This window comes from Staphylococcus sp. GDB9P120P (assembly GCF_017893435.1).
In the GTDB taxonomy this organism is placed as follows: domain Bacteria; phylum Bacillota; class Bacilli; order Staphylococcales; family Staphylococcaceae; genus Staphylococcus; species Staphylococcus cohnii.
This window is the reverse complement of the sequence record NZ_JAESNB010000008.1, coordinates 207,387-233,086: the sequence shown is the minus strand read 5'-3', so window position 1 is coordinate 233,086 and position 25,700 is coordinate 207,387. Positions and strand designations below refer to the sequence as shown.

General features: G+C 32.8%; 20 protein-coding genes and 1 other RNA gene. 2 read left to right on the top strand and 19 right to left on the bottom strand.

Features of this window, described 5'->3' with window-relative positions; genetic code table 11:
- Positions 1 to 138: 138 nt before the first annotated feature.
- From recD2 to sal, 5 genes are all read right to left on the bottom strand, one after another.
- A complete protein-coding gene (recD2, locus tag KA856_RS06315; protein WP_119535691.1) occupies positions 139 to 2,526 on the bottom strand; it encodes an SF1B family DNA helicase RecD2 in 2,388 nt (795 codons plus the stop codon).
- Positions 2,527 to 2,530: 4 nt separating this feature from the next.
- Positions 2,531 to 3,196 carry a tetratricopeptide repeat protein gene (locus tag KA856_RS06310; RefSeq protein WP_119535692.1) on the bottom strand — a complete coding sequence of 222 codons (666 nt, stop codon included), beginning with the start codon at positions 3,194 to 3,196 and terminating at the stop codon, positions 2,531 to 2,533.
- 197 nt (positions 3,197 to 3,393) lie between these two features.
- A complete protein-coding gene (gene mnmA / locus KA856_RS06305; protein WP_107384960.1) occupies positions 3,394 to 4,506 on the bottom strand; it encodes a tRNA 2-thiouridine(34) synthase MnmA in 1,113 nt (370 codons plus the stop codon).
- Positions 4,507 to 5,649 (bottom strand): cysteine desulfurase family protein, encoded by a 1,143-nt coding sequence (locus KA856_RS06300; RefSeq protein ID WP_210138567.1) that lies wholly within the window; start codon positions 5,647 to 5,649, stop codon positions 4,507 to 4,509.
- 60 nt (positions 5,650 to 5,709) lie between these two features.
- Positions 5,710 to 7,341, bottom strand: coding sequence for a Sal family ABC-F type ribosomal protection protein (gene sal / locus KA856_RS06295; RefSeq protein WP_210138566.1), 1,632 nt, complete (start codon positions 7,339 to 7,341; stop codon positions 5,710 to 5,712).
- A gap of 288 nt (positions 7,342 to 7,629) precedes the next feature.
- Between sal and KA856_RS06290 the strand changes: the two genes are divergently transcribed.
- On the top strand, positions 7,630 to 8,631 hold the full coding sequence (locus KA856_RS06290; RefSeq protein ID WP_210138565.1) for an LLM class flavin-dependent oxidoreductase: 1,002 nt from the start codon (positions 7,630 to 7,632) through the stop codon (positions 8,629 to 8,631).
- An 81-nt stretch (positions 8,632 to 8,712) separates the two neighbouring features.
- On the opposite strand, the gene KA856_RS06285 is transcribed toward KA856_RS06290, so the two are convergent.
- From KA856_RS06285 to cymR, 3 genes are all read right to left on the bottom strand, one after another.
- On the bottom strand, positions 8,713 to 8,874 hold the full coding sequence (locus KA856_RS06285) for a hypothetical protein (RefSeq protein WP_019469421.1): 162 nt from the start codon (positions 8,872 to 8,874) through the stop codon (positions 8,713 to 8,715).
- 35 nt (positions 8,875 to 8,909) lie between these two features.
- Positions 8,910 to 9,092 carry a CsbD family protein gene (locus KA856_RS06280; protein WP_040030019.1) on the bottom strand — a complete coding sequence of 61 codons (183 nt, stop codon included), beginning with the start codon at positions 9,090 to 9,092 and terminating at the stop codon, positions 8,910 to 8,912.
- Positions 9,093 to 9,222: 130 nt separating this feature from the next.
- The gene (gene cymR / locus KA856_RS06275; protein WP_019469423.1) at positions 9,223 to 9,642 is read right to left on the bottom strand and encodes a cysteine metabolism transcriptional regulator CymR; all 420 of its coding nucleotides are present in this window, start codon (positions 9,640 to 9,642) and stop codon (positions 9,223 to 9,225) included.
- 86 nt (positions 9,643 to 9,728) lie between these two features.
- On the opposite strand from cymR, the gene KA856_RS06270 reads away from it, so the two are divergent.
- On the top strand, positions 9,729 to 11,009 hold the full coding sequence (locus KA856_RS06270; RefSeq protein WP_181187615.1) for a replication-associated recombination protein A: 1,281 nt from the start codon (positions 9,729 to 9,731) through the stop codon (positions 11,007 to 11,009).
- 75 nt (positions 11,010 to 11,084) lie between these two features.
- On the opposite strand, the gene KA856_RS06265 is transcribed toward KA856_RS06270, so the two are convergent.
- The 11 genes from KA856_RS06265 to yajC all read right to left on the bottom strand — a co-directional run bounded on the left by KA856_RS06265 (position 11,085) and on the right by yajC (position 25,690).
- A complete protein-coding gene (locus KA856_RS06265) occupies positions 11,085 to 11,852 on the bottom strand; it encodes a tRNA threonylcarbamoyladenosine dehydratase (protein WP_107505058.1) in 768 nt (255 codons plus the stop codon).
- Positions 11,853 to 11,979: 127 nt separating this feature from the next.
- A non-coding RNA gene (ssrS, locus tag KA856_RS06260) (6S RNA) lies at positions 11,980 to 12,170 on the bottom strand.
- Between the two features lie 61 nt (positions 12,171 to 12,231).
- A complete protein-coding gene (gene aspS, locus KA856_RS06255; protein ID WP_119535927.1) occupies positions 12,232 to 13,998 on the bottom strand; it encodes an aspartate--tRNA ligase in 1,767 nt (588 codons plus the stop codon).
- A gap of 12 nt (positions 13,999 to 14,010) precedes the next feature.
- The gene (hisS, locus tag KA856_RS06250; RefSeq protein ID WP_119535928.1) at positions 14,011 to 15,273 is read right to left on the bottom strand and encodes a histidine--tRNA ligase; all 1,263 of its coding nucleotides are present in this window, start codon (positions 15,271 to 15,273) and stop codon (positions 14,011 to 14,013) included.
- Between the two features lie 341 nt (positions 15,274 to 15,614).
- A complete protein-coding gene (locus tag KA856_RS06245) occupies positions 15,615 to 16,490 on the bottom strand; it encodes an N-acetylmuramoyl-L-alanine amidase family protein (RefSeq protein ID WP_107385038.1) in 876 nt (291 codons plus the stop codon).
- A complete protein-coding gene (gene dtd / locus KA856_RS06240; RefSeq protein WP_107385039.1) occupies positions 16,487 to 16,939 on the bottom strand; it encodes a D-aminoacyl-tRNA deacylase in 453 nt (150 codons plus the stop codon). The genes KA856_RS06245 and dtd overlap by 4 nt, the downstream gene beginning before the upstream one ends.
- A gap of 13 nt (positions 16,940 to 16,952) precedes the next feature.
- A complete protein-coding gene (locus tag KA856_RS06235) occupies positions 16,953 to 19,142 on the bottom strand; it encodes a RelA/SpoT family protein (protein WP_210138564.1) in 2,190 nt (729 codons plus the stop codon).
- A gap of 308 nt (positions 19,143 to 19,450) precedes the next feature.
- On the bottom strand, positions 19,451 to 19,969 hold the full coding sequence (locus tag KA856_RS06230) for an adenine phosphoribosyltransferase (RefSeq protein WP_107384787.1): 519 nt from the start codon (positions 19,967 to 19,969) through the stop codon (positions 19,451 to 19,453).
- 15 nt (positions 19,970 to 19,984) lie between these two features.
- Positions 19,985 to 22,261 (bottom strand): single-stranded-DNA-specific exonuclease RecJ, encoded by a 2,277-nt coding sequence (gene recJ / locus KA856_RS06225; RefSeq protein ID WP_119535884.1) that lies wholly within the window; start codon positions 22,259 to 22,261, stop codon positions 19,985 to 19,987.
- Positions 22,262 to 22,832: 571 nt separating this feature from the next.
- The gene (gene secDF / locus KA856_RS06220) at positions 22,833 to 25,109 is read right to left on the bottom strand and encodes a protein translocase subunit SecDF (RefSeq protein ID WP_107386400.1); all 2,277 of its coding nucleotides are present in this window, start codon (positions 25,107 to 25,109) and stop codon (positions 22,833 to 22,835) included.
- A 320-nt stretch (positions 25,110 to 25,429) separates the two neighbouring features.
- Positions 25,430 to 25,690 carry a preprotein translocase subunit YajC gene (yajC, locus tag KA856_RS06215; protein ID WP_019468514.1) on the bottom strand — a complete coding sequence of 87 codons (261 nt, stop codon included), beginning with the start codon at positions 25,688 to 25,690 and terminating at the stop codon, positions 25,430 to 25,432.
- Positions 25,691 to 25,700 lie beyond the last annotated feature (10 nt).

The following is a 25,700-nucleotide window of genomic DNA, read 5'->3' as shown; positions in this document are numbered from 1 at the left end:
TATTTATTATTTAACATAAAGTAGCTTTCAACTATGCTATCTGTACTTTTCACCAGCCAGTACATCTCTTGTCGACTACCATAGTTTACTCATCTTTATGCACAATCAATTATATTGTATTTACTTTAACCTACGTTGTCAATGTTCAACAAAATCATATGGCGAAATATCTCCCATATTAATCATAGGATTAATTTTATATATATTTTCTTCTGTTAAAACAGTCGTCGAATCAAATGTAGCATTAACTTCATCTTCATCTTTACGATCATCATTATTAAAATACGTTTTTAAGAACGTACAAAGCTGTGTCATTCTCACTTGGCCATGTGTATTTAAACCGATTTCGAAAGCTTGTGGGTCCCCCAAAAATACCAGTGATTGCTTAGCTCTTGTTAGTCCAGTATATAATATTGGTTTTTGCAACATTCTAAAATATTGCTTAACCATAGGCATAATAACGATTGGAAATTCGGAACCTTGTGATTTGTGAATAGACGTACAATATGCATGTGTTAATTCCAATAAATCTTGCCTTACAAAAGTAATTTCATTTCCGTCAAAATCAACGACAATCACATCTTTATTTAAGGCATTTTCTTTTGCCCAAAATATACCAACAACCACTCCAATATCACCATTAAATATATTATCACTTGGTCTATTTACTAGTTGTAGTACTTTATCTCCTTTTCTAAAGACAACATCCCCGAATTCAACTTCACGTGTTTCTTTCTCTTTAGGGTTTAAAATTGTTTGCAATACAGTATTTAATTTTTTTATACCAGCTGAACCTTTATACATCGGAGCTAATACTTGTATATCACTCATATCATAACCTTTATTTACAGCGCTTGAAACCACCTTTTCAACTACTGAAGGTATTTGATCTGTTGAACAGTTGATAAAGTTACGATCGTGAAATCTTTGTGTAATATCAATAGGTTCACCCAATTTCATTCTATGTGCTAATTCTATGATACTAGATCCATCTTGTTGTCGGTAAACTTCAGTTAGATTCACTCTGGGAATTACTTTAGAATCAATGAGATCTTTAAAAACCTGACCTGGGCCTACAGAAGGTAATTGGTCTTCATCACCTACTAATATGACTTGAGCATCTATAGGGACGGCACTAAGGAATTGATGAAATAACCAAGTGTCGACCATTGACATTTCATCTATAATAATTAATTTCGCTGAAATCTCATTATCTAAAATATCCTCTGGTTGTGTGTCTTGATTCCAACCTATTAACCGATGTATAGTCATAGCTTCCAATCCCGTAGATTCAGCCAACCGTTTTGAAGCTCTTCCTGTCGGGGCTGCTAGTACAACGGGATAGTCATCGTTTTGATAATCATCATAATCTAAAGATAAACCATGTATTTCTGCATATAATTCAACAATACCTTTAATCACAGTCGTCTTTCCTGTTCCTGGACCGCCAGTTAACAGCATAATTTTAGTATTGATTGCAGTTTGTAACGCTTCTCTTTGAGAATTAGCATATGTAACCTGATTACGTTGTTCTATTTCACCAATTTCTAATTGTAATTCAGATTGTTCTATTTCTTTTAATTTATTCGTATATGTGTAATTACGATATAAGTTTTGAACACTTTTAAGTTCTGAATAATATAAACTAGGAATTGCTATTTCACTTTCTTGTTTTACTAATTTTGTATCTTCAACAAGGACTTGAATCATATTTTCTAACTGTTGATGCTCAATCACTTCATTAGGTGGTTGAGACAACATTTCTTGTGTCATTTCTAATACAGTTTGTGTCGGCAAGTATGTGTGTCCTTGCTTAATGCATTCTTCTTCTAATACATATAATAAACCAGCTTTTAAACGCTCATCATCGTTATATTGAATACCTACATTTCGTGCTAAAGTATCTGCTTTGTTAAATCCGATACCCTTCACGTCGTAAACCAATTGATAGGGTTTGTTTTCTACAATATTGAGTGTATCGCCTAAATAAACTTGATAGATTGCCATCGCGAGTTTAGGCCCAAACCCTAAATCATGTAATCGAATAATGATTTGCTCTGTTTCTTGATTACTCGCAATTTGTTCAGCAATTTGTTTTTGCTTTTTCTTTGGCAAACTAGGTACCTTTTCTAAAATAGATGAATCATTTAAAATATCTGAAATTGCATTTTCTCCAAGTGTATTTACAATATTTTGGGCCGTTTTTTTACCTATGCCTTTAAATAAATCACTAGATAAATAGCTAATTATAGCTTCTTTTGTTTGAGGCAACTCTTTTTCAAACGTTTCAGCTTTTAACTGTTTACCATATTTAGGATGTGAAACGACTTGTCCTTTAAAAGTATAAACATCGCCTTCAGCAATTTCTGGAAAAAACCCTACAACTGTAGGCATAGAATCAAATTCTTCATTAGATTCTATCGTATCTACTTTTAAAACAGTATAAAAATTGTCTTTGTTTTGAAACAAGATAGCATCTACAGTACCTTTAATCATTGAATTATTAAATAATGTAGGGTTATCCATTTAATTACTCCTCCTCTGCGATTGATTTAAACGTTTTGATGGCATGTTGACTCATCAAATGTTCTGGGTTGATAGAAACTGCACGTTCAAAATATTCGATGGCACTTTCAGTATCTTCAGTTAACATATAGGTTGCTAAACCTAAGTTATATAAAGCATCCGTATGGGCTTCATCTAATGTGAGTACATACTTTAATTGTGAAACGGCTTGTTCATACATTTCTAAGTGGCACAATACTAACCCATACTGAAATTGTACTTCTACATCGTTGCGATTATCTTTTTCAGCGGCAGTCATTAAAAAGGGAAGTGCTTCTGTAAAAGCTTCCAACTGGTTAAAAGACATACCAATCATGTAATTTGTATCTATTTCGTCTACTTTATATTGCAAAGCTTGTTGATATAATTTAACCGCTTCTTTATAACGTCCCTCATTGTAATAGACATTAGCTAAATTGTAATAAACAGCACCATTTCCCGGATCAATGGTTAGTGCTTTTTGGAAAAATTTTTCCGCTTTATCTATTTCACCCGCTTCAGCTATTAATATACCTGCATTGATATAGTTTTCGACTTCATTCGGGTTTGCTTCTATATTTTCAAATAGTGCTGCTAAAGCTTGCTCAAAATTACCTTGTTTTATCAGCGTATAAATTTGTTCTTGATTCATGCTATCCCTCTCTCTCAACATCTTATTATAACATTTAAGAATGAAAAAACAGTAAAAAGGAGTAAGTGACAAATCAAAAATTTAAATTTGATATTGTACGCTTACTCCTCAAAACATGTTCATCTATAAAACTCTATATTTAATTAACAATAAATCATTGTTATTTTACTATTTACTAAGCCAATTAATTTATTTGTTTAAACAACATAACTTAATTGACCTGATGTTTTGTATACATCATCTATAGTAGCGCCACCTAGACATACATCACCATCATATAAAACAACTGATTGACCTGGAGTAATTGCGCGAACAGGTTCATCAAATGTTACGCGAATCGCATTATCATTTTCTCTTTGAACAAAAACTTTTGTATCTTTTTGACGATATCTAAATTTTGCTGTACATTCAAAGCCATTTTCTAAATCGACAGGGTTAACAAATGAAATATCTGAAGCAATCAAATAATCACTATAAAGGGCTTCATGATGAAAACCTTGTTCTACATATAAGACATTTTCATTTAAATTTTTGCCAACAACAAACCAAGGATCACCATCTCCACCAATACCTAGACCGTGACGTTGTCCTATAGTATAGTACATTAATCCTGTGTGTGTGCCTATTTTTTTACCATCTAATGTTTGCATTTCACCAGACTGTGCTGGCAAATATTGAGATAAAAATGTTTTGAAATTACGTTCACCAATAAAACAAATACCAGTAGAATCTTTTTTCTTAGCCGTAGCTAAATCTTGTGCTTCAGCAATTCTACGAACTTCTTTTTTATCAATATCACCTATCGGGAACATTACTTTTGATAATTGAGATTGTGATAATTGATTTAAGAAATAAGTTTGATCTTTATTATTGTCAACACCGCGCAACATTTCAACATGTCCATCTTCATGGCGACGTATACGTGCATAATGACCTGTAGCTACATAATCTGCACCTAACTTAAGTGCATGTTCTAAAAATGCTTTGAATTTAATTTCCTTATTACACATCACATCGGGGTTTGGTGTGCGTCCTTTTTTATATTCATCTAAGAAATAAGTAAACACTTTATCCCAATATTCTTTTTCAAAATTAACTGCATAATATGGTATACCAATTTGATTACATACAGCTATGACATCGTTATAATCTTCCGTAGCTGTACACACACCGTTTTCATCCGTGTCATCCCAGTTTTTCATAAAAATACCAATGACATCATAACCTTGTTCTTTTAATAAGTGTGCTGTAACTGAACTATCTACGCCACCTGACATGCCAACAACAACACGTGTATCTTTATTTGACAACTAAACTTCCTCCTTGAATTTATGATAAATTTTGTGAATTTCAGTAACTAAATATTTTATTTCTTGTTCGGTCGTTTGTTCATTAAAGCTAAATCGTACAGAATGATTTGCTCTTGTATCATCACCATACATTGCCAATAAAACATGCGAAGGCGATGTGGAACCTGCAGTACATGCTGAACCAGAAGCTACATATATATTGGCTAAATCTAGCAATGTTAACATGGTTTCTACATCAATAAATGGAAAATACAAATTAACGATGTGACCTGTAGTATCTGTCATTGAGCCGTTTAATTCAAAAGGAACTGATCGTTCTTGTAATGTAACAATAAATTGATTTTTCAAATTCATCAAATGGACATTGTTTTCATCTCTATACTGATTTGCTAGTTTTAAAGCTTCAGACAATCCCACAATTTGGGGAACATTTTCTGTACCTGCTCTTCTTTTCACTTCTTGTTCTCCACCTAATTGTGGAAACTTGATGGTTGTACCTGTTTTTATTAGTAAAACTCCGATACCCTTTGGCCCGCCAAATTTATGTGCTGTAATACTCATTGCATCGATATCAAATTCATGAAAATCTATGTCTAAGTGGCCGATTGCTTGTACCGCATCTACATGAAATATGGCATTTGAATGACTTAAAATTTCATCAATATCATACATTGGTTGTACTGTTCCAATTTCATTATTAACAAACATGATTGAAACGAGTATCGTCTCATCAGTTAACGCACTTTTTAATTGTTCTAACGATATCAAGCCTTCCACATCTACATCAAGGTATGTTACATCAAAACCTTCTTTTTCTAATTGTTCAAAAACATGGAGTACTGAATGATGTTCTATTTTAGTTGTAATAATATGCTTGCCTTTATCCTGATTTGCATACGCAATACCTTTAATCGCTGTGTTATTAGATTCGGTTGCTCCACTTGTAAAGATTACTTCACTCGGCTTAGCATTGAGTTGCTTTGCTACGAAACGACGTGACTCATCTAAATATTTACGTGCATCTCTACCTATACTATGTATAGAGGACGGATTACCGTAATGCGTTGTATAGACTTCCATCATTTTATCTATTACTTGCTGTTTAACTGGCGTTGTAGCAGCGTAATCTGCATATACTTCCATGTTTGACACTCCTTACAAATTTATCAATGTTCCAATGATAGCACCATCTATTTAATTTTTCTAGTTGTCTGTTTCAAAATGTCCATTTTCATCTATCATTTCATATTCATCTAATAATGCTAATGTTTCGTCTACATTTGATTTTGTCGTATTATTTAACGTTAAGTTGTATAATTTTTTATCTTTGATTTCCCAGTGTGTCGCTTTAAATCTAGATTGAAAATACTCATCATGTGTCACAACTAATACTTGACCGTTAAAACTTTTTATCATATTTAAAATTAAATCCTGTGTTGAAATATCAAAATAATTAGTTGGCTCATCTAAAATTAATAAATTGGCACCAGAGAAATATAGTAGTACAAATTGAAATCTACTTTTCTCGCCCATAGATAATTGACTAATTGGCGCATTAATTTTTTCTTCATTAAAACCAAATGAAGCTAAAATAGTTTGTGTCTCACTTCGTAATATTTTATTTGTAGTTAATAGCATCGAAAGTGGAGATTCTGCTTCATTTAAGTTTTTATTTGTCTGATCAAAATATCCAATTTTTAGTGAAGGGGTGATTTTTATATTTCCTTGATTTGGAAGTATCTTTTGTCTGATCATTGCAATTAAAAGTGATTTACCACTCCCATTTGGCCCAGTAATTAAAATATTTTCTTTTTGTTTCATTTCAAAATGAGCATGTTCAAATATATGATGTTCATTTATAGCAACATTGAAGTCTTCAAAATGAATTAAAAAGCGTTTACGTAAACGATCTTGATGATTAAAATGATAATGTTTTTGTTCATTATCTGGCTGATTTATCGTCTTCTCATTTAATTTTTGAGTCATTTGCTTTTCTTTCGTCTTTGCTCTTTGAGCTAACTTACTGAGTTTCTTCTGCTCAAGAGGGCTACGGACACTTGCTTTTTGTTGTGCTGAATGATGCCATGTTTGTATTCGTTGTATCGTGCGATTAAGTTCTGCTATTTCTTTTTGTTGCTTTTCGTACATATTTTGTTGTGTTTGTAACGTTAAATCTTTAATTTTACGGTACTTGGAATAATTACCATTATATTTATTCGTTTTTTCAGACGTTACTTCAATGACATGAGTCGCTGTTTGATCGATAAAATCACGCTGGTGTGATACAAAGATAATTGTATATTTTGATTTTTGTATTTTTTTAATCAGTTGTTCTAACATTTCTAAATCTAAATGATTTGTAGGTTCATCAAGCAAAATCAATGGTTTGTTTGACATAAATGCTTTTAATAATGCTAGTCTCGTTTGTTGGCCGCCACTTAAATATTGAATTTGTTTTTCTAAATCTCTTTCAGTTAAATTCAATTGATTTGCTTGAGTGATAATATTCTGTTCAAATTCATAGCCATTTAAAGCACTATAATCAGCAATATACTTATAATTACTCTTAAGCTTCTGTTTTATCTGCAGCAACTCAGGATTTATAGCCATTACATAGTCTAATCCTGTTAAGTGTTCATAAACAGACATATTTTGATGCATTAAATAAGCTTCATCTTGATATTTCATCTTTATTGCTTCTAACAATGTTGTTTTCCCTACGCCATTGTTACCAATCATTGCAACATGTTCGCCCTTATCAATTTGAATTTCTACAGAGTTAATTAAATTTTTACCAAATTTTTCAAATGGTTTTTGAACATAATAAAAAGACATACCAATTCCCTCTTTCTCAAGAGATACGATACGCCTTAACAATCCGAACATTATTTATGTTAGGTATTTTACTGATCATTTTTTATTAAGACATAATCGTATCCCATATATTACTTTTTTGATTAAATAAATTGTTTTGATTGTTCTTATGAGATTTATCCATTGTCTTAATAAGACCACCTAACTTTTTTAATTTCATACAGTATAACAGTGAGCAATTTCTTACGCAAGTTTTATTTAGACTGTTATACTGCAATATATTAATATATTTAAGGAGGATATCGTGTAATGAACGATTTAAAATTATCTGCGCTTAATCTCGTTCCTATTAGAGAAGGTCAAACCGATCAAGATGCAATTAGCGATATGGTTAAATTAGCACAAAATTTAGAAGAACTGGATTATGAGAGATATTGGATTGCAGAACATCATAACGCACCTAACCTTGTCAGTTCAGCCACTGCGTTATTAATTCAACATACATTAGAACATACTTCTAAAATAAGAGTAGGTTCTGGTGGTATCATGTTACCTAATCATGCTCCACTTGTTGTTGCAGAACAATTTGGGACAATGGAAACTGTATTTCCAAATCGCGTTGATTTAGGTTTAGGTCGTGCGCCAGGTACTGATATGATGACAGCGAGTGCCTTACGTAGAGATCAACACAATGGCGTTTATGAATTTCCTGAAGAAGTAGAACAACTTGCGACTTATTTCGGACCGGGTAATCAACAAACTTATGTCCGTGCATATCCAGCAGTTGGTAAAAACGTTCCTCTTTATATTTTGGGTTCTTCAACTGATTCAGCACACTTAGCTGCACACAAAGGATTACCATACGTCTTTGCAGGGCATTTTGCACCACAACAAATGAAAGAAGCTATTGAAATTTATAAAGAACTATTTGAACCCTCAGACGTGTTGAGCAAACCATATGTGATTGTTTGTTTAAATGCAATCGTTGCCGATACAGATGCTCAAGCAGAATATCTGGCAACAACTCAGGCTCAGGTTATGGTAAGTATTACTCGAGGAAGAATGCAACCTGTACAACCACCTACTGACGATTTAAAAGGACTACTCACGCCTACTGAGTATGAAATAGCAAAACAACGTATGCAAAGTTCCCTTATTGGCTCTGAAGAAACCGTCAAACAAAAATTACAATCATTTATAGATGAATACGGTGAAATAGATGAATTGATGGCTATTAGTTACATTTATGATCAAGAAGCACAACTTGAATCATATCGTAAACTTAAAAATATGATTACAACGCTAAATTAAATATAAAAAAAGCCTAGTTCCTATATTAGAAACTGGGCTTTTTAATATTTAAGCGAAAAGGCTTAAACTTTTAAGACAACTTTATTTTTTATCGTCTTTTTTATCATCTTTTTTATCGTCACTGCCACCAGTGAAATTATCGATTTGTTCAGATGCTTGTTTTGCTTTTTCGTTATCAGTATCTTTTAATTTGTCAGAAACGTTTTTTGCAGTTTCTTTTGCTTTATTTAAGAAATCAGCCATAATAAAACCACCTTTTTAGTATTAGTTAACGATTATTATTTTTTAAATTTATCGATAACTTCATTTGCTTTATCTTTTGCATTTTCTACTACTTCTTTGGCTTTACCAGAATTTTTATCTTCTTTGCCTTCTTTTTCTAACTCTTTATTGTCGGCTACGTTACCAACTGTTTCTTTAACGTTTCCTTTTGCTTGTTCGAATTTATTTTCATCTGCCATAAATAATACCTCCTTAGCAATGTATTAATTAAATACCACAATAATTAAGTCATAAACATTTAAAACAAATTTTTTTAATATTTTCAGTTAAAGTCAAAGAAATGTTTTAATTTACAACGTTATTCACATCTTAAATATAGAACATATATCCATCTAAATTATTAGTTTCATTATAATCTGCTAAATATTTCAATGTTGTATTATCTAATACTTCTCTTACTGCGTCTCTCATTCTGATCCAAAGTTGTTTCTGTGCAGGAGGTTCAGAATCAATACTTTCTACGAATGTAATTGGTCCTTCTAACAAACGAATAATGTCACCAGCCGTAATTTCTTCTGCTGAGACTCTCAATTGATAACCACCTTTTGCACCACGAACACTTCGAATTAAACCAGCATTTCTTAATGGACCTACTAGTTGTTCTAGATAAAGATCACTTAAATTATTTTCTTCAGCTATAGATTTTAACGAAACACATCCTTGCCCTTGCTTTTTGGCTAAGGATATCATTAGTGTTAAGCCATATCTACCTTTTGTTGATATTTTCATTATATAACCTCACTTAATTCGAATACTATATATTAACATTCTATCATTTTTTACGTTAAGATAATATTAGAAAGGTGTGAAAGATTGTGACGAACGAACCACTCGCTTCAAGAATGCGACCAAATAATATTGATGAAATCATTTCACAGGATCATTTAGTTGGTGACAAAGGTATTATACGCAGAATGGTCAATACCAAACGATTATCGTCCATGATTTTTTATGGTCCTCCTGGAATTGGCAAAACGAGTATCGCTAAAGCTATTTCAGGCAGTACTCAGTTTAAATTCCGCCAACTAAATGCTGTAACTAATACTAAAAAAGATATGCAACTCATTGTCGAAGAAGCAAAAATGTCTGGACAAGTCATTCTATTATTAGATGAGATTCATCGTTTAGATAAAGCGAAGCAAGATTTTTTATTGCCTCATCTTGAAAATGGAAAAATTGTATTAATTGGTGCTACAACTTCAAACCCATATCATGCGATTAATCCTGCAATTCGATCAAGAGCACAAATCTTTGAGTTATACCCATTAGATGAAAACGACATAAAAGTTTCTTTAGAAAGAGCGCTAACCGATGAAACACGTGGTCTAGCTTCATACAATCCAGTCATTGATGAAGAAGCGATGAATTATTTCACAACGCAAAGCCAAGGAGATGTTAGAAGTGCGCTGAACGCTTTAGAATTAGCCGTACTCAGTTCTGAGGTGGTTGATAATCAAAGACATATTACATTGGAAGATGCTAAAGATTGCTTACAAAAAGGTGCTTTTGTCAGTGATAAGGATGGCGATATGCACTATGATGTGATGAGTGCATTTCAGAAATCAATTCGAGGAAGTGATGTTAATGCAGCATTGCATTATTTAGCACGTTTGATAGAAGCTGGAGACTTACCTACTATTGTCAGAAGATTATTAGTTATTAGTTATGAAGATATAGGTTTAGCTTCACCAGGTGCTGGACAACGTACTTTAGCAGCGATTGAATCAGCTGAAAGACTCGGCTTTCCAGAAGCAAGAATACCTTTGAGTCAAGCGGTAATTGAATTATGTCTGTCACCTAAATCTAATTCTGGAATCACTGCTATCGATGCAGCACTGTCAGATATTCGAAAAGGTCATGTAGGACAAATTCCCGATCATTTAAAAGATGGGCATTACTCAGGTGCCAAAGAATTGGGTAGAGCAATAGGCTATAAATATCCTCATAATTATGACAATGGTTTTATACCACAACAATATTTGCCAGATAAATTAAAAAACAAAATTTACTATACGCCTAAAACAACATCAAAAACTGAGCAACAGCTTAAATCTATTTTTGACAACATCAATAAGGCGCAACAAAATAAAAGTTAATTTACAACCATATGAAACAACCGCGTTAACACATTACAAAAGACTGCTTGTGTTAAACGCGGTTGTTTAATTCCTTTATTTATCTTTGATTCTTGTTACGGGTATATCTTTTAATATATCATTCACTACATAGCTTGCACATATGAGTCCTACAACACTAGGTACAAATGCATTTGAGGATGGTGGCATTTGCCCTTTTCTGGTTGGGGCATTTGCATCGCCAACTGTTTCTTTGACATCTTCTCTTATGACGATTGGACTTTCATCTGAGAATACTACAGGAATCCCTTTGTATATACCTAACTTTTTCAATTTACGACGTATCAATTTAGCCATTGGATCCATATAAGTTTTAGAAATATCTGCAATTTGGAAACGTGTAGGATCTGTTTTATTTGCGGCACCCATACTTGAAATAACAGAAATACCTCTTTCAAGACATTCTTTCATAAGATGAACTTTGTAAATAAGTGTATCACTCGCATCTAAAAAATAATCTATATCATAGTTATTAAACAAGGCTTCATATGTTTCTTCTGTATAAAACATATGAAGTGATGTGACTTTACACTCTGGATTGATTAATTTAATACGCTCTTCCATTAATGTTACTTTACTTTGACCAATTGTAGATGTTAATGCATGTAGCTGACGGTTAACGTTCGTTATATCAACATCGTCTTTGTCTATTAATATAATATGGCCTATATTAGTACGAGCTAATGCTTCAGCTGCAAATGAGCCAACGCCTCCTACTCCTAAAACAACAACGGTTTTTTGTTTTAATAAATCTAAACCTTCTTGGCCGTATGCCAATTCATTTCTCGAAAATTGATGTTTCATTTTTTAACTCCTTATTTAGCGAATACTATTATCATAACATTTTTGCTTGCTGATTATTTGTAAAACAACATTTTCTGTTAATTTATAACGATATAAAAAATACGCAAGACCGAAGTCTTGCGTACCGATAGAGTCCGTGCGTGCCGTAGTTATAAATTGCTTGATCATTCGGCCTGCTATTAACAGGTGGGTGCCCTGTTTCTTGTTTTGCAAGTCCTCCTTAAGAGGCGTGTGCGCTGCAAGAAAACCTATTGGGCTCCCGGATCAAAGAGTGTTAGGCCCAAATATGAAGCAAACTTACGAACACGACAGATGACTACCTTATGCAAGTATAATAACACATTATTGGAATTTAGCAAGAATAAAGACTTGGTAAAAATTAATGTCTAATTCTTAATGAAAGTTCTTCTAATTGATTTTCTGATACTTCGCTAGGCGCATTTGTTAATAAACAAGTTGCAGATGCAGTTTTAGGGAATGCAATTGTGTCGCGTAAATTTGTACGACCAGTTAACAACATCACTAAGCGGTCTAGACCTAAAGCAATTCCACCATGTGGTGGTGCGCCATATTTAAATGCATCTAATAAGAAACCAAACTGTTCCCTAGCTTGCTCTTCAGTAAATCCTAATACTTCAAACATTTTTGATTGTAAACCTTCATTATGAATTCTGATTGAACCACCACCGAGTTCATAACCATTTAACACAATATCGTATGCATTAGCTTGAGCATTTTCAGGTTCAGTATCTAATTTATTAATATCTTCTTGTTTTGGTGCTGTGAATGGATGATGCGCAGCAGTATAACGTTTTAACTCTTCATCATATTCAAGCAATGGCCAGTCTGTTACCCATAAGAAGTTTAATTTACTTTCATCAATTAAATCTAATTCTTTAGCCAATTTTAATCTTAGCGCACCTAAACTTTGAGCAACAACATTAGGTTTGTCAGCTACAAATAATACTAAGTCTCCAGCTTTTGCACCAGTCAACGATTTTAATTTTTCAACATGGTCTGCTTCAAAGAATTTAGCTATAGGGCCATTTAAACCTTCTTCAACTACTTTTACCCACGCCAAACCTTTCGCACCGTATATATTAACAAATTCAGTTAAAGCATCAATATCTTTTCTAGTGTAATTATCAGATGCACCTTCAGCTACAATTGCCTTCACTTGTCCATCGTTATTTACTACATCTTTGAAGACTTTAAAGTCCATGATTTCACCAAGTTCTGAAACGTTAATTAATTCCATACCAAAACGTGTGTCTGGTTTATCAGAACCAAAACGTGCCATTGCTTCATTATAAGTCATTCTTGGGAATGGACGCGGCACTTCCACTTCTTTTACATCTTTCACAACTTTTTGTAACATTTCTTCGCCCATATCCATGACGTCTTCTTGATCAACAAAGCTCATTTCAATATCAACTTGCGTAAATTCTGGTTGACGGTCTGCACGTAAATCTTCGTCACGGAAACATTTAACAATCTGATAATATTTATCAAAGCCGCTAATCATTAACAATTGTTTAAATATTTGTGGTGATTGAGGCAATGCATAAAATTCACCTTCATGAACACGGGATGGTACTAAATAATCACGCGCACCTTCAGGTGTTGATTTAGTTAGCACTGGTGTTTCTATATCATAGAAACCTTCACCATCTAAATATTGTCTAATTGAACGTGTAGTTTGATGTCTCATCTTAAAAGTTTGTGCTAATTCTTGACGTCTTAAATCTAAATATCTATATTTTAGTCTTATGTTTTCATCCACATTTTGATTATCTTCATTTAATGCAAATGGTGGTGTTTCGGCTTTATTAATAATTTCAATCTCTGAAACTTGTACTTCAACTTGGCCTGTAGCAATTTTTGGATTTACTGTTTGAGGGTCACGTTTTTTTACGATACCTTTTACTTCTACAACGTACTCAGATCTAACTGTTTCAGCTATACGCAAGGCTTCTTCTGAAAAATCCGGGTTAAATACAATTTGCACATAACCTTCACGGTCACGTAAATCTACAAAGATAAGTCCACCTAAATCTCTACGATTATGCACCCAACCTTTTAATATAACTTCTTGTTCTAATAATGATTCAGTCACTAAACCACAATATGTTGTACGTTTACTCATGATATCTTCTCCTTAATTTCTAAAATAGTTAACAAGTTCATTTAAATCAATACGTTCTGATGTTCCGGTTTCCATATTTTTTACATTAATATTTTTTTCTTCTAATTCTTGATCACCAATAACAACAGTATGTTTGGCATTCAGTCTATCAGCTTGTTTCATTTGTCCTTTAACTTTACGTTCCATATAATCTTTGTCCGCTTTAACACCATTTTTACGTAAATCATTCAATAATTTTACTGCATAACGGTCTGCTTCTTCACCCATAGTAACGATAAATAAATCAAAATCATGGTCAACATCTAAATCAATGCCTTCTTCTTCTAATGCCATTAACAATCTTTCAATGCTAAGTGCAAAACCAATACCTGTTTGACTTGGACCATCTAGCAATTCAAGTAGACCATTATAACGGCCACCACCACATAAAGTCGTAATCGCACCTTCATAATTTGGATTATCAATCATCAGTTCAAATGCTGTGTGTGTATAATAATCTAAGCCTCTTACTAAGTTAGGATCTTCTTCATATTTGATGTCTAAATCGTTTAAATGCTGTTTTACTTCCTTAAAATATGCTTTTGAATCATCATTTAAATATTCTGTAATGCGCGGTGCTGTTTTCACTGCTTCTTTATCTTTATCAACTTTACAATCCAAAATCCTCATTGGATTAGTATGCAAACGTGCTTGGCAATCCTTACAAAAATCGCCAATTACTGGTTCAAAATGTTTAACCAGGGCTTCATTGTATTCTTTGCGCGAATCAATATCGCCAATGCTATTAATAACTAATTTTAAATGTTTAAGACCAAATGACTGATAAATATGCATGACCATTGCTAAAATTTCAGCATCAATACTAGGATTTTCTGCACCTATGGCTTCTACACCAAATTGTGTAAACTGACGATAACGTCCTTTCTGTTTTCGTTCATAACGGAACATTGGACCATTGTAGTACAATTTAATCGGTTGGTTAGGTAATCCCTGCATTTTATTTTCTATATATGAACGTACTACTGCAGCAGTACCCTCAGGTCTCAAAGTGATACTGCGGTCGCCTTTATCTTTGAATGTATACATTTCTTTTTGAACGACATCCGTAGAATCACCAACGCCACGTGCAAATAATTCAGTGCTTTCAAAAATAGGCGTACGAATTTCTTCATAATTATATAATTCCATCAATTCATCTAATTTTGTTTCTATATATCGCCATTTTTTTGTTTCGCTTGGTAAAATGTCTTGTGTTCCTCTAGGAATATTTATCATAAAACCTCTCCTTTTATACAATAAAAAGTCCCTTGCATAACTGTACAGTTATACAAGGGACGAATATCCGTGTTGCCACCCTAATTGGTTAGATATAGTTTATCAACAAGCTATATCAACCCACTTCATACGGATAACGTTCGTCACACGGCTTTAATTTCATAAAGCACCTCTTCTTGCGTTTTAATAACTAAACTACTAAGCATAATTTTCCAGCCTCGAATTATGTCTCTACACATTTAAAATGTTGACGTTTCATTTAGCATAGTCAAGAATAATAACGGTTTTAATATAGAATTCATATCTAATAATAACGAGTTATTGATTAATATGCAACCTTTTTATTCTGAAAAATATGCACGTAAACCATCGACAACTGCTTGTTCAACAATGTGGCGATGTAATTGATTCGTTATCATATCTTCATCAGTTGGATTACTAATATAACCTAACTCTAATAAAACAGCGGGGACATTCGTCTGTCTCAATACTTGGAAGTTTTCTTGTCGAGCGCCTTTATTTGTCAGTAACGCTTTTTTTTGTATGTAAAGATTTAATGTTTCTGCAAGTGCTTTTTGATTATCTTGAAGCCAATAAACTGTAGTTCCATTAGCTTTAGAAGATTTTAGCGAATCATTATGTATGCTGATAAAAGCATCACCTTTAATATTACGATCGTCCAAACTAACATAACTATCTGAACTTCTCGTCATATTTACAGTCGCGCCTTCTTTTTCAAGAAGACTTTTCAATTCTTTCGCTGTTTTCAGTGTATAAACTTTTTCAGTGCTCTTCTTTTTTGTATTACTTGAAGCTCCCTGGTCACTTCCCCCGTGACCAGGATCAAGTACAATTGTTTTATCTTTAAGTGGTTTATCGTTAGCATTAGCATCTGCTTGAATATCTAGATTTGTATGCCAACCAGCCACCCAACCTTTATCTTTATGATTACTTGATTCAACTTCAATCCATTTGCCGGATTTACCAATTTTATTATAACTTTGACCTTGATTAGCCGGTTTAATAGTAGGATATACAGCATTAGGACCTGTTCTCAAATCAGTATCTTCCGTTATATATATCGTACTCGCATCTTCATCATTGTGATTTAGAAAAGCGATGAGCATAAAAATAAATATGACAAATGCTAACGTAACAATAAGTGTAGGGAAATTTTTTAAATTATGTTTATCTAGCCAAGTATTGATTGTTTTCATACGATTTTGCCATCCTGACTTTCATAAATAATTGTCACTGGGCCATCGTTAGCAATATTAACAAGCATATCTGTGCCAAATTCTCCTGTTAATACATTTATGTTATAAGTGCGTAATGCCTCATTAAATTTTTCATAAAGTTCATTTGCTTTTTCAGGCGGCATTGAATTGGTAAAACCAGGTCTATTACCTTTTCTTACATCTGCATATAGTGTGAATTGTGAGATAGAAAGAATCTCTCCTCGTACTTGCTGTAAATTCAAATTAAGCTTGCCATTCTCATCTTCAAACAATCGGGCATTCACAATTTTTCTTACTAATGTATCAATGTCCGCTTCTGTAGATGATTTACCTACGCCAACAAGCAAACAAAAGCCTTTATTTATTTTATTATCTATTGAACCATTAGAAACGGATGCTTCTTTCACTCTTTGAACAATAATCCTCATGTGTATTTCACCTCTAATTCCAAACTCTTGTTACTGTGTAAACATCTCCGAGTTGTTTAATCTTATCAACAACTTGATAGACTTCATTTACATTTTTCACCATAACACCAATATTAATGATTGCATTTTTATCAATATCTGAACGACCAGAAACTTTAACTAAGTTACTTTTAGTGGAATTAACGGCTTGTAAAACTTCATTTAATAATCCATTTCGGTCATAAGCGGTAACTTCTAAGTCAACTTGATGACGTTGTGTCGCATCTTTAGAGCGTACCCATTCAACACTAATTAATCTGTCTTTTTCATTTTTGATATTAGGACAATCCGTGCGATGCACCTTAATACCATGCCCTTTAGTGATATATCCAACAATATCATCACCAGGGATTGGATTACAACATTTTGATAATTTAATGAGTACATTTTCAATTCCCTCAACGTATACGCCACTATCTGTTGTGATGTCATCCTTAATTGGCACAGATTTTTGTACTTCTTGCACTGAATTCAATGCTTTTTGTTTGTCTTGAATGCGTTGCTTTTCTGTTAACTTATTAACAATTTGTAAAGCTGTTACACCACCAAACCCTACTGCGGCAAATAAATCTTCTTCATTCGAAAAATTATATTTATCTTTTACGACTTCAATATTATCATCCGTTAAAACTGCATCTACACGGTACCCTTGGTCTTTTATTTCTGCCTCGACCATAAACTTACCTTTTTCAATATTAGAAGACCGATCTTGTTTTTTAAAGAAACTACGTATCTTACTTTTAGCACTAGAAGATTTAACAATTTTTAACCAATCACGACTTGGACCATAAGAGTGCTTACTTGTTCTGATTTCAACGATATCACCAGTTTTGAGCACGTAATCTATCGGCTCAATTTTTCCGTTAACCTTAGCACCAATCATCTTATTTCCTACTTCGCTATGTACAGCATATGCAAAATCGATTGGTACAGCACCATAAGGTAATTCTATTACATCACTTTCTGGCGTAAAAGCATAGACTTTATCACTTTGTAAATCAAATTTTAATGTTTCCATAAATTCTTCTGCATCGGTGGTAGTGCTATCCGTTTCAGCGAGTTCTTTAATCCAATTTAATTTTTTATTGAAATTTTGTGTTTTTTCAGTAACCTTTTTGCCTTCTTTATATGCCCAATGCGCTGCAACCCCGTGTTCTGCAATTTCATGCATTTCATAAGTTCTTATCTGAATCTCTAAAGGATCGCCATTCGGTCCAACGACCGTTGTATGTAAAGATTGATACATGTTTTGCTTTGGCATAGCAATATAATCTTTAAATCTACCTGGCATGGGTTTCCATAGTGTATGCACAAGACCTAGTACTGCATAGCAATCATTTATTGAATTAACGATAATTCTTATAGCTAATAAATCAAATATTTGGTCGAATTGTTTCTTTTGTTTAACCATTTTTCTATAAATGCTATATATATGTTTAGGCCTACCATTAATATCACCAATTATATTCATTTTTTCCATTTCTGAATCAATGCGGTTAATAGCATTTTGTATATATTCTTCTCGCTCACTTCGCTTTTTCTTCATAAGATTAACAATTCTGAAATATTGCACACTATCAATATATCTAAGTGCTGTATCTTCTAATTCCCATTTAATCGTATTAATCCCTAATCTATGTGCCAATGGTGCATAGATTTCTAAAGTTTCTTTTGATATTCTTATTTGTTTTTCTCTTGGCATTGCTTTCAGTGTTCTCATATTATGTAATCGATCCGCTAATTTAACTAGAATAACACGCACATCTTTTGCGATAGCAATAAATAACTTGCGGTGGTTTTCTGCTTGTTGTTCTTCTTTAGAACGATATTTTACTTTTTTAAGCTTAGTCACACCTTCTACGATTATGGCAATTTCTTCATTAAACATGCCTTTTACATCATCAAACGTATAAGGTGTGTCCTCAATCACGTCATGTAAAAAACCTGCAACAATGGTTGGGCCATCTAAATGCATTTCAGTTAAAATCCCAGCGACTTGTATGGGATGCATAATATATGGCAAGCCATTTTTACGAAATTGACCTTCGTGTGCCTCATAAGCTAGATGGTAACTCTTCAATACATATTCATAATCTTCTTTTGACAAATATGATTTTGCTTTGGATAATACTTCGTCCACACTGTATGGATATTCATTGTTCACTTAAGACACCCCTATACTAAATATTAATCACGATTAGATACCCAGTATTATTTTATATCGATTGTAACGTATTTTTACGCTATTAGGTCAAATTATGTATAATAGTTATATAATACTACATGTTATTAAATAAATAAATGCGTACATAAGACAATTGGCAAAATGTAGCTGAATTTTAATTTTTTAATACAAATAAAAGATAATTTAAGTTAACGAATCATTAAAACTATTTATAAATATAAAAAGCCAAATGAAATCATTTTAAATGTTTTCATTTGGCTATAAAATTTCTTTTATTATAAATGTGATTATTCATCGTATGAAATTAAACTCATTACGTCATAATCTTTAATTTTTTCAATACCTTTTAAATATTTTAATTCTATAATAAATGCAATACCTACAACAATACCACCTAATTGTTCAACTAACTTAATAGCCGCTTCAATCGTACCGCCAGTAGCTAATAAATCATCTGTAATTAACACACGTTGCCCTGGTTTAATTGCATCTTTGTGCATGGTTAATACGTTTGTACCATACTCCAAATTATACTCATAACGAATGACTTCTCTAGGAAGTTTGCCTTCTTTTCTCACTGGTGCAAAGCCAATACCCATTGAATATGCAACAGGACAACCAATGATGAATCCTCTAGCTTCCGGTCCTACAACTACATCAACGTCTCGTAGTTTTGCATATTTAACTATTTGATCCGTGGCATAACCATAAGCTTCGCCATTGTCCATTATCGTTGTAATATCTTTGAAGTTAACACCCGGTTGTGGCCAGTCTGATACTTCAGATACATATTGTTTTAAATCCATACAAACTTCCTCCTATTATTCTACCAATTCATCCTTTATCCATTGCTTCAAACGATTAAAATCCTCATAAAGCAATAACTTTTCAACTTCAATTCTGTCGATACGACTTTGATAATATTTACTTGAAGCAATATCACGTTTTGTTGAAACATTATTTAATTTAATTATACCATTTTCAACTTGAATAAACTCTAAATCCAAGAAAACTTTCAAGATAAATTTAAGTATATGTGGTTGAATGTTTAAAAATTTACTTAGTTGTACACCTTCTTTAGCTAAATTTGTTTCTTTTTTAGCTGCAAGTGCTTTAAAACATTGTTTAAATGTTTCTATTTTTGGCATACCTTCAAAGTATATCGATCTATCATGATTTAACACGAGATAAATTTGAGATATATCAACTGTTTTTAATGTTGTTTTTAAATCATTAATGGATGTCGGCAAATCTCTAAAGACGTATTTATCATACTTATTAATAATTTCATCACCATAATAGTGATAATTTTCACCTAACTTTTCACTTCTTTGATGAATCAAGTAAGCAACATTCTCAGCATCTGCATTTAATTCATTTACTTTGTTTTTGCTTCTATAATCTAAAATCTGTAAATTATGACTTGCTAAATCTTCAATCATAAATTGAGGAGATTGAAATCCATTCCATTCATTAATTTGTAATGTTCCAATTACATTGATAGGTTGTTGCACACCCAATTCTTTTACTAAGTGACCGCTTTGCCAAAAGATTGCTTGTAATTGACTTTCGCCAATAACGAGTTTTAAGTGTTTTTTTTCTTGACCAATACCTTTTACCTGTTGAACAAGGACGTCTTGTAATTCGAAGCATGGACTAGTGAAATCTGTACCAAATGGTCGCAATCTTTGAATATCTTTAATATTTTGTATAGTAATATCACTTTCTGAAATAGTTACATCAACTTTTTTACGTGGTTCAAGTGAAGTTGTTTCTGCTAATTGTGCCATCCATGCATTTAAACTACTCTGTAATTGTTGAACATTTTCTATAGGCATTGTGACCCCAGCTGCCATATGGTGTCCACCAAATTTCGTTATTAACTGTGAATAATCACTTAAAATTTCAAACATCGATACTTGATCAATGCTTCGAGCTGAACCTTTTGCGTGGTTTTGGGCTTTATCAATATTTAAAATTAATGTTGGAAGACTGTAAGTTTCAACAATTCTTGACGCTACAATACCAAGTACGCCTTCATGCCAATCTGTTTGAGCTAACAGTAAGAATTTTGAACCTTGCTGTACTTGTTCTTCTGCCATTACAAGCGCTTCTTCAGTAATTTGAGACACGATATCTTTTCGCTCTTGATTAAAAAATTCAACTTGTTCAGCTAAAAACATAGCTTCATCTTCTGTTTCAGTCATTAATAACTCTGCAGCAAGTGCAGCATCCTCTAAACGCCCTACAGCATTTAACCTTGGTCCTATAATAAATCCGACAGTTTCTTCATTTATTTCGTCATTATAACCAGCTTGGTTTAAAATAGCTTTTATTGATGGCGGACAATATTTATTTAATGACGCTAAACCATTTTGAACCAGCGTTCTATTCTCATCCGTTAAGGATACTAAATCAGCAATTGTTCCAATAGCAACCAAACCTAGAAAATGAACTGGTGGTTCATCCAATAAACATTGAGCTAACTTATAAGCAACACCTGCACCACACAGATATTTAAACGGATATTCAAACTCAGGATGCATTGGATGGACAATCGCATATGCATTAGGCATTGTTTCACCAATTTCATGGTGATCTGTGACAATAACATCAACACCTAGGTCTTGAACCATTTGTATTTCATCATGCCCTTGAATACCATTATCCACTGTTATAATTAATGATATCCCTTCATCATAAGCATTTTTAAAAGCCAATTCATTTGGCCCGTAACCTTCAGAAAAGCGGTTCGGTATATACCAGCCTACATGAGCACCAAGTTCTTTCAATGTAGAAACCAATATAGTCGTTGAAGTGACACCATCCGCATCATAGTCTCCATATACTAAAATCTTTTGGTTTTGATCTATTGCTACATTGATACGCTCAATAGCCTTATCCATATCACTCATCTTCCAAGGGTCATGTGTAATTTGAATCCCTTCTAAAAGATTTCGAATATCAGTTTCATCAGTTATACCTTTACTTTCCAAAACTTTTTTTACAATAGGAGTTAGCTTTAAATCTGTTGCAATATTTTCTGCTATTTCAACTTCAGGTAATTTAACGTCCCAATTATATTTTGATTTAATCATACTATTCTCCCTCATTTCCACAAGCAATTATACAAAAGAATTTGAAAAATAAAAAGTGGTAACCTTTATTTCAACCATACTTAAAACTTCAAACGATTTTGTAACGTGCGGACGCCCAGGGAAATGATATGAGTGAGCATCTACAGACTCGAACCATATACCAGGCAAGTACGCACGATCAAAATCGCAAGATTTAAAAAATGACTAATCCATCATTTATACTCATGTTCATTTGGATTATTTGGTGAATTTAAAAATTCAACTTTCTATTAATTGTATACAATAAATCATGTTTTTTATTGTTATAAAATAGTTACTTCTTTAAATGATACAGAGATGTTTCTATGATGACATATCACTTATAGCGATTTGGAAACGTGCGGACGCCCAGGGAAATGATATGAGTGAGAGACTACAGGCTCGAGCCATATCCCCAGGCAAGCATGCACGGTCAAAATCGCAAATATTAACAATAAAAAAGGCTAATCCATGATCCCATGGATTAGCCTTTCATTTAGAGTGTGCGCTTTTGCTCCACCCTATTTTATATTAGTACATGTTTTGATATTAATTATACTAATATTTTTTCATCATTTGATTTTTTCTCTTTATATACAATAAGTTTATTGTCGTCTGATTTTTTAAGCTGACGTTTTTTCATAATTCCCCATAAAGGAACAGCTATAAATACTGATGAGAACACACCAGATATTAAACCAATTAACAACGCTAATGAGAAATTGAAAATACTTGGTGCACCGAATGCTAATAGTGCAACTACGACAATAATCACTGTCAGCACTGTATTGATAGAACGCGTCATTGTCTGACGAATTGATCTATTAACAATATCATCGATTTGTTCAGGTTTCGTAATCACTTTAACTTTATGCAAGTTCTCACGTACCCTGTCAAACGTTACAATCGTATCATTAATTGAGTAACCAATAATAGTTAGCACAGCTGCAATAAATGTAATGTCAACTTCCAATCTAAACAGACTGAATACAGCCACAATCATAAAGGCATCATGTAACAGTGCTAACACTGAGGACAGTCCCATACGCCATTCGAATCTGAATGTGATATAAATAATGATACCGATAGCTGCATACAATAGCGCCATCATTGCATTTTTAGCTAATTCTTGACCTATAACTGGTGAAACCGTATTAACAGTTGGATCATTACCGAATGATTTATCAATCGTGTTCTTAATTTTTGACACTTCATCTTTAGATAAGTCATTTTTGAATTGTACTGTTGCATTTTTGCCATTTTCACCTAAAGAAACTTGGGTAGGTTTAAAATCTTGATCCTCAAGTGTTTTTGTCACTTTCGCTTCAGATATTTTATCTTTCGATTCAAAATCAACTCTTGTACCACTTGTAAAATCAATACCTAAGTTAAGTTTGAAAATAAACAGTATAACCGCACCAACGATTAAAATTAGTACGCTTAGTGACAATAATGGTTTGGCTAGCTTCATGAAATCCCAACGCTCATACGGTGTTTTTAAATCATGAACTTCTTTACCTTCATTTATATCTGCAATATGATGCTTGTTGACACCAAATAACCAAGATGATTTTTTGAAGAAATTTGAAGAAACAAGTAGTGAAAGTAACCATCTTGATAAAAATACTGCTGTTACAAAAATCATTAAAATGCCAAGTAGCAACATTGTAGCGAAACCTTTTACAGAACTTTCACCAAAGAAGAACAATACAGCAGCAGCAATCACTGTTGTAAGCTGCGCATCGACTATGGTTAAGAATGAACTTTTATTCGCTTTTTTATAGGCTTGTTTGAGCGTTCGTCCAATTTTCAGTTCATCTTTAATCCGTTCATACATGATAATATTCGCATCGACTGCCATACCGACACCCAGTACTAAAGCTGCAAGGCCTGGCAATGTTAATACACCAGAAATGAAATTAAATGCAACTAATGTCAAATAAATATAAACAGTAAGTGCAATAACAGCTACTAACCCTGGTAAACGATAGAAACCTAACATAAATAAATAAATTACCGCTATACCAATTGCTGCAGCAAATATTGTTTTATCTAAAGCATCTTGTCCAAATTGCGCACCTACAGAATTAGAGTAAATTTCATTAAGGTCTACAGGTAATGAACCAGAATTTAATAAGTCTGCAATTTGTTTTGCTTCTTCAATACCTTTTTCACCTTTAAATCCACCAGAAATTTCTACACTATCTGAATTGATAGGTTTGTCAACTGAAGCAGCAGACACATATTTTGGATCTTTTTTGTTCATTTCTTTATGGTAAGTATCACCTTTTTCGTGATCTAACCATACAACCATGACATTTTCATCTTTTTTAGAAATTTCTTCAGTTACTTTTTTAAATTTATCACTATCTTTTAATTTAAAAGTAACTGCGGGTTGATTCGTATTCTGTTTAAATTCTTGTTTCGCTGAACCTTGTTGAATATCTTTACCCGTTAATTTGATATTGTCATCAGCATCACGAATCGTTAAATTAGCTTGTGAAGATAAAATTTCTCTAGCTTGAGATTGATTTTTGATACCCGCTAATTGTACACGGATTCTATTTTTATCTTCCACTTGAATCTTAGGTTCAGAAACCCCTAAAACGTTTACACGGTTTTCAAGTGTTTTTGCTGTGGCTTTTACAGCTTTATCATCAATCTTATCACCTTTTTGTAAAGGGTCAACTTGGTATAAGACTTCAAAGCCACCTTGTAAGTCTAATCCGAGGCTGACATTTTTTACTACATTTTTATATGTAAGTCCTATCCCGCCTAACAATAGAACTACAAGCAATATAAATGCAACAATTCTACTACTTTTCTTCACTTGAACACCTCATTGTAAGCTTATGTTATAAATTCATAATTCAATCGCCTTCGTTCTCATATACTAAACGATTAAATTTTCTAAATAACCTTACATATTTTAACACATTACATGTAGTGTAAAAACAAACTTAACTTATTTGTAACTTCTTTTTAAATGTAAGTGTTACCAAATGTAATGATTACTTAAGCTATTTAAAAATTTGATTTTGTCTATCTTTCATTATAACACCAACTATGTCTTTAAAGTCCAATATCTTTAGGTTTTGTTAAACAAAAAACGAACTGATAGTATATATCAGTTCGTAATCATAAGATCATTTATGAAGGATCAACTTGTTTAATAGCTGGTTTTTCTAAAGTGATTTCTGTACCATTGCCATTTAAAGTTAATACAACTGTAGTTTCGTCAACGCTACGTACAGTACCTTTAATTCCACCTATAGTAGTAACATGTTGACCTGATGAAATTTGGCTAATCATTTCACGATGCTCTTTAGCCTTTTTTTGTTGTGGTCTAATTAAGAAGAACCACATTAATACTAATAATAATATCGGTAATATCAATGAAGTAAATTGCATATAGTTATTT

Bases quoted from the DNA above. Each gene is read 5' to 3' on its own strand.
- hisS (WP_119535928.1), bottom strand. From the start codon at position 15,273: ATGATAAATATTCCTAGAGGAACACAAGACATTTTACCAAGCGAAACA.
- KA856_RS06265 (WP_107505058.1), bottom strand. From the start codon at position 11,852: ATGAAACATCAATTTTCGAGAAATGAATTGGCATACGGCCAAGAAGGT.
- KA856_RS06285 (WP_019469421.1), bottom strand. From the start codon at position 8,874: ATGGCTGATTTCTTAAATAAAGCAAAAGAAACTGCAAAAAACGTTTCT.
- recJ (WP_119535884.1), bottom strand. From the start codon at position 22,261: ATGATTAAATCAAAATATAATTGGGACGTTAAATTACCTGAAGTTGAA.
- recD2 (WP_119535691.1), bottom strand. From the start codon at position 2,526: ATGGATAACCCTACATTATTTAATAATTCAATGATTAAAGGTACTGTA.
- KA856_RS06230 (WP_107384787.1), bottom strand. From the start codon at position 19,969: ATGGATTTAAAACAATATGTATCTGAAGTATCAGACTGGCCACAACCG.
- KA856_RS06280 (WP_040030019.1), bottom strand. From the start codon at position 9,092: ATGGCAGATGAAAATAAATTCGAACAAGCAAAAGGAAACGTTAAAGAA.
- KA856_RS06300 (WP_210138567.1), bottom strand. From the start codon at position 5,649: ATGGAAGTATATGCAGATTACGCTGCTACAACGCCAGTTAAACAGCAA.
- cymR (WP_019469423.1), bottom strand. From the start codon at position 9,642: ATGAAAATATCAACAAAAGGTAGATATGGCTTAACACTAATGATATCC.
- aspS (WP_119535927.1), bottom strand. From the start codon at position 13,998: ATGAGTAAACGTACAACATATTGTGGTTTAGTGACTGAATCATTATTA.
- sal (WP_210138566.1), bottom strand. From the start codon at position 7,341: ATGTCTTTTTATTATGTTCAAAAACCATTTGAAAAATTTGGTAAAAAT.
- dtd (WP_107385039.1), bottom strand. From the start codon at position 16,939: ATGAGGATTATTGTTCAAAGAGTGAAAGAAGCATCCGTTTCTAATGGT.
- yajC (WP_019468514.1), bottom strand. From the start codon at position 25,690: ATGCAATTTACTTCATTGATATTACCGATATTATTATTAGTATTAATG.
- KA856_RS06310 (WP_119535692.1), bottom strand. From the start codon at position 3,196: ATGAATCAAGAACAAATTTATACGCTGATAAAACAAGGTAATTTTGAG.
- KA856_RS06290 (WP_210138565.1), top strand. From the start codon at position 7,630: ATGAACGATTTAAAATTATCTGCGCTTAATCTCGTTCCTATTAGAGAA.
- KA856_RS06245 (WP_107385038.1), bottom strand. From the start codon at position 16,490: ATGAAAACAATCAATACTTGGCTAGATAAACATAATTTAAAAAATTTC.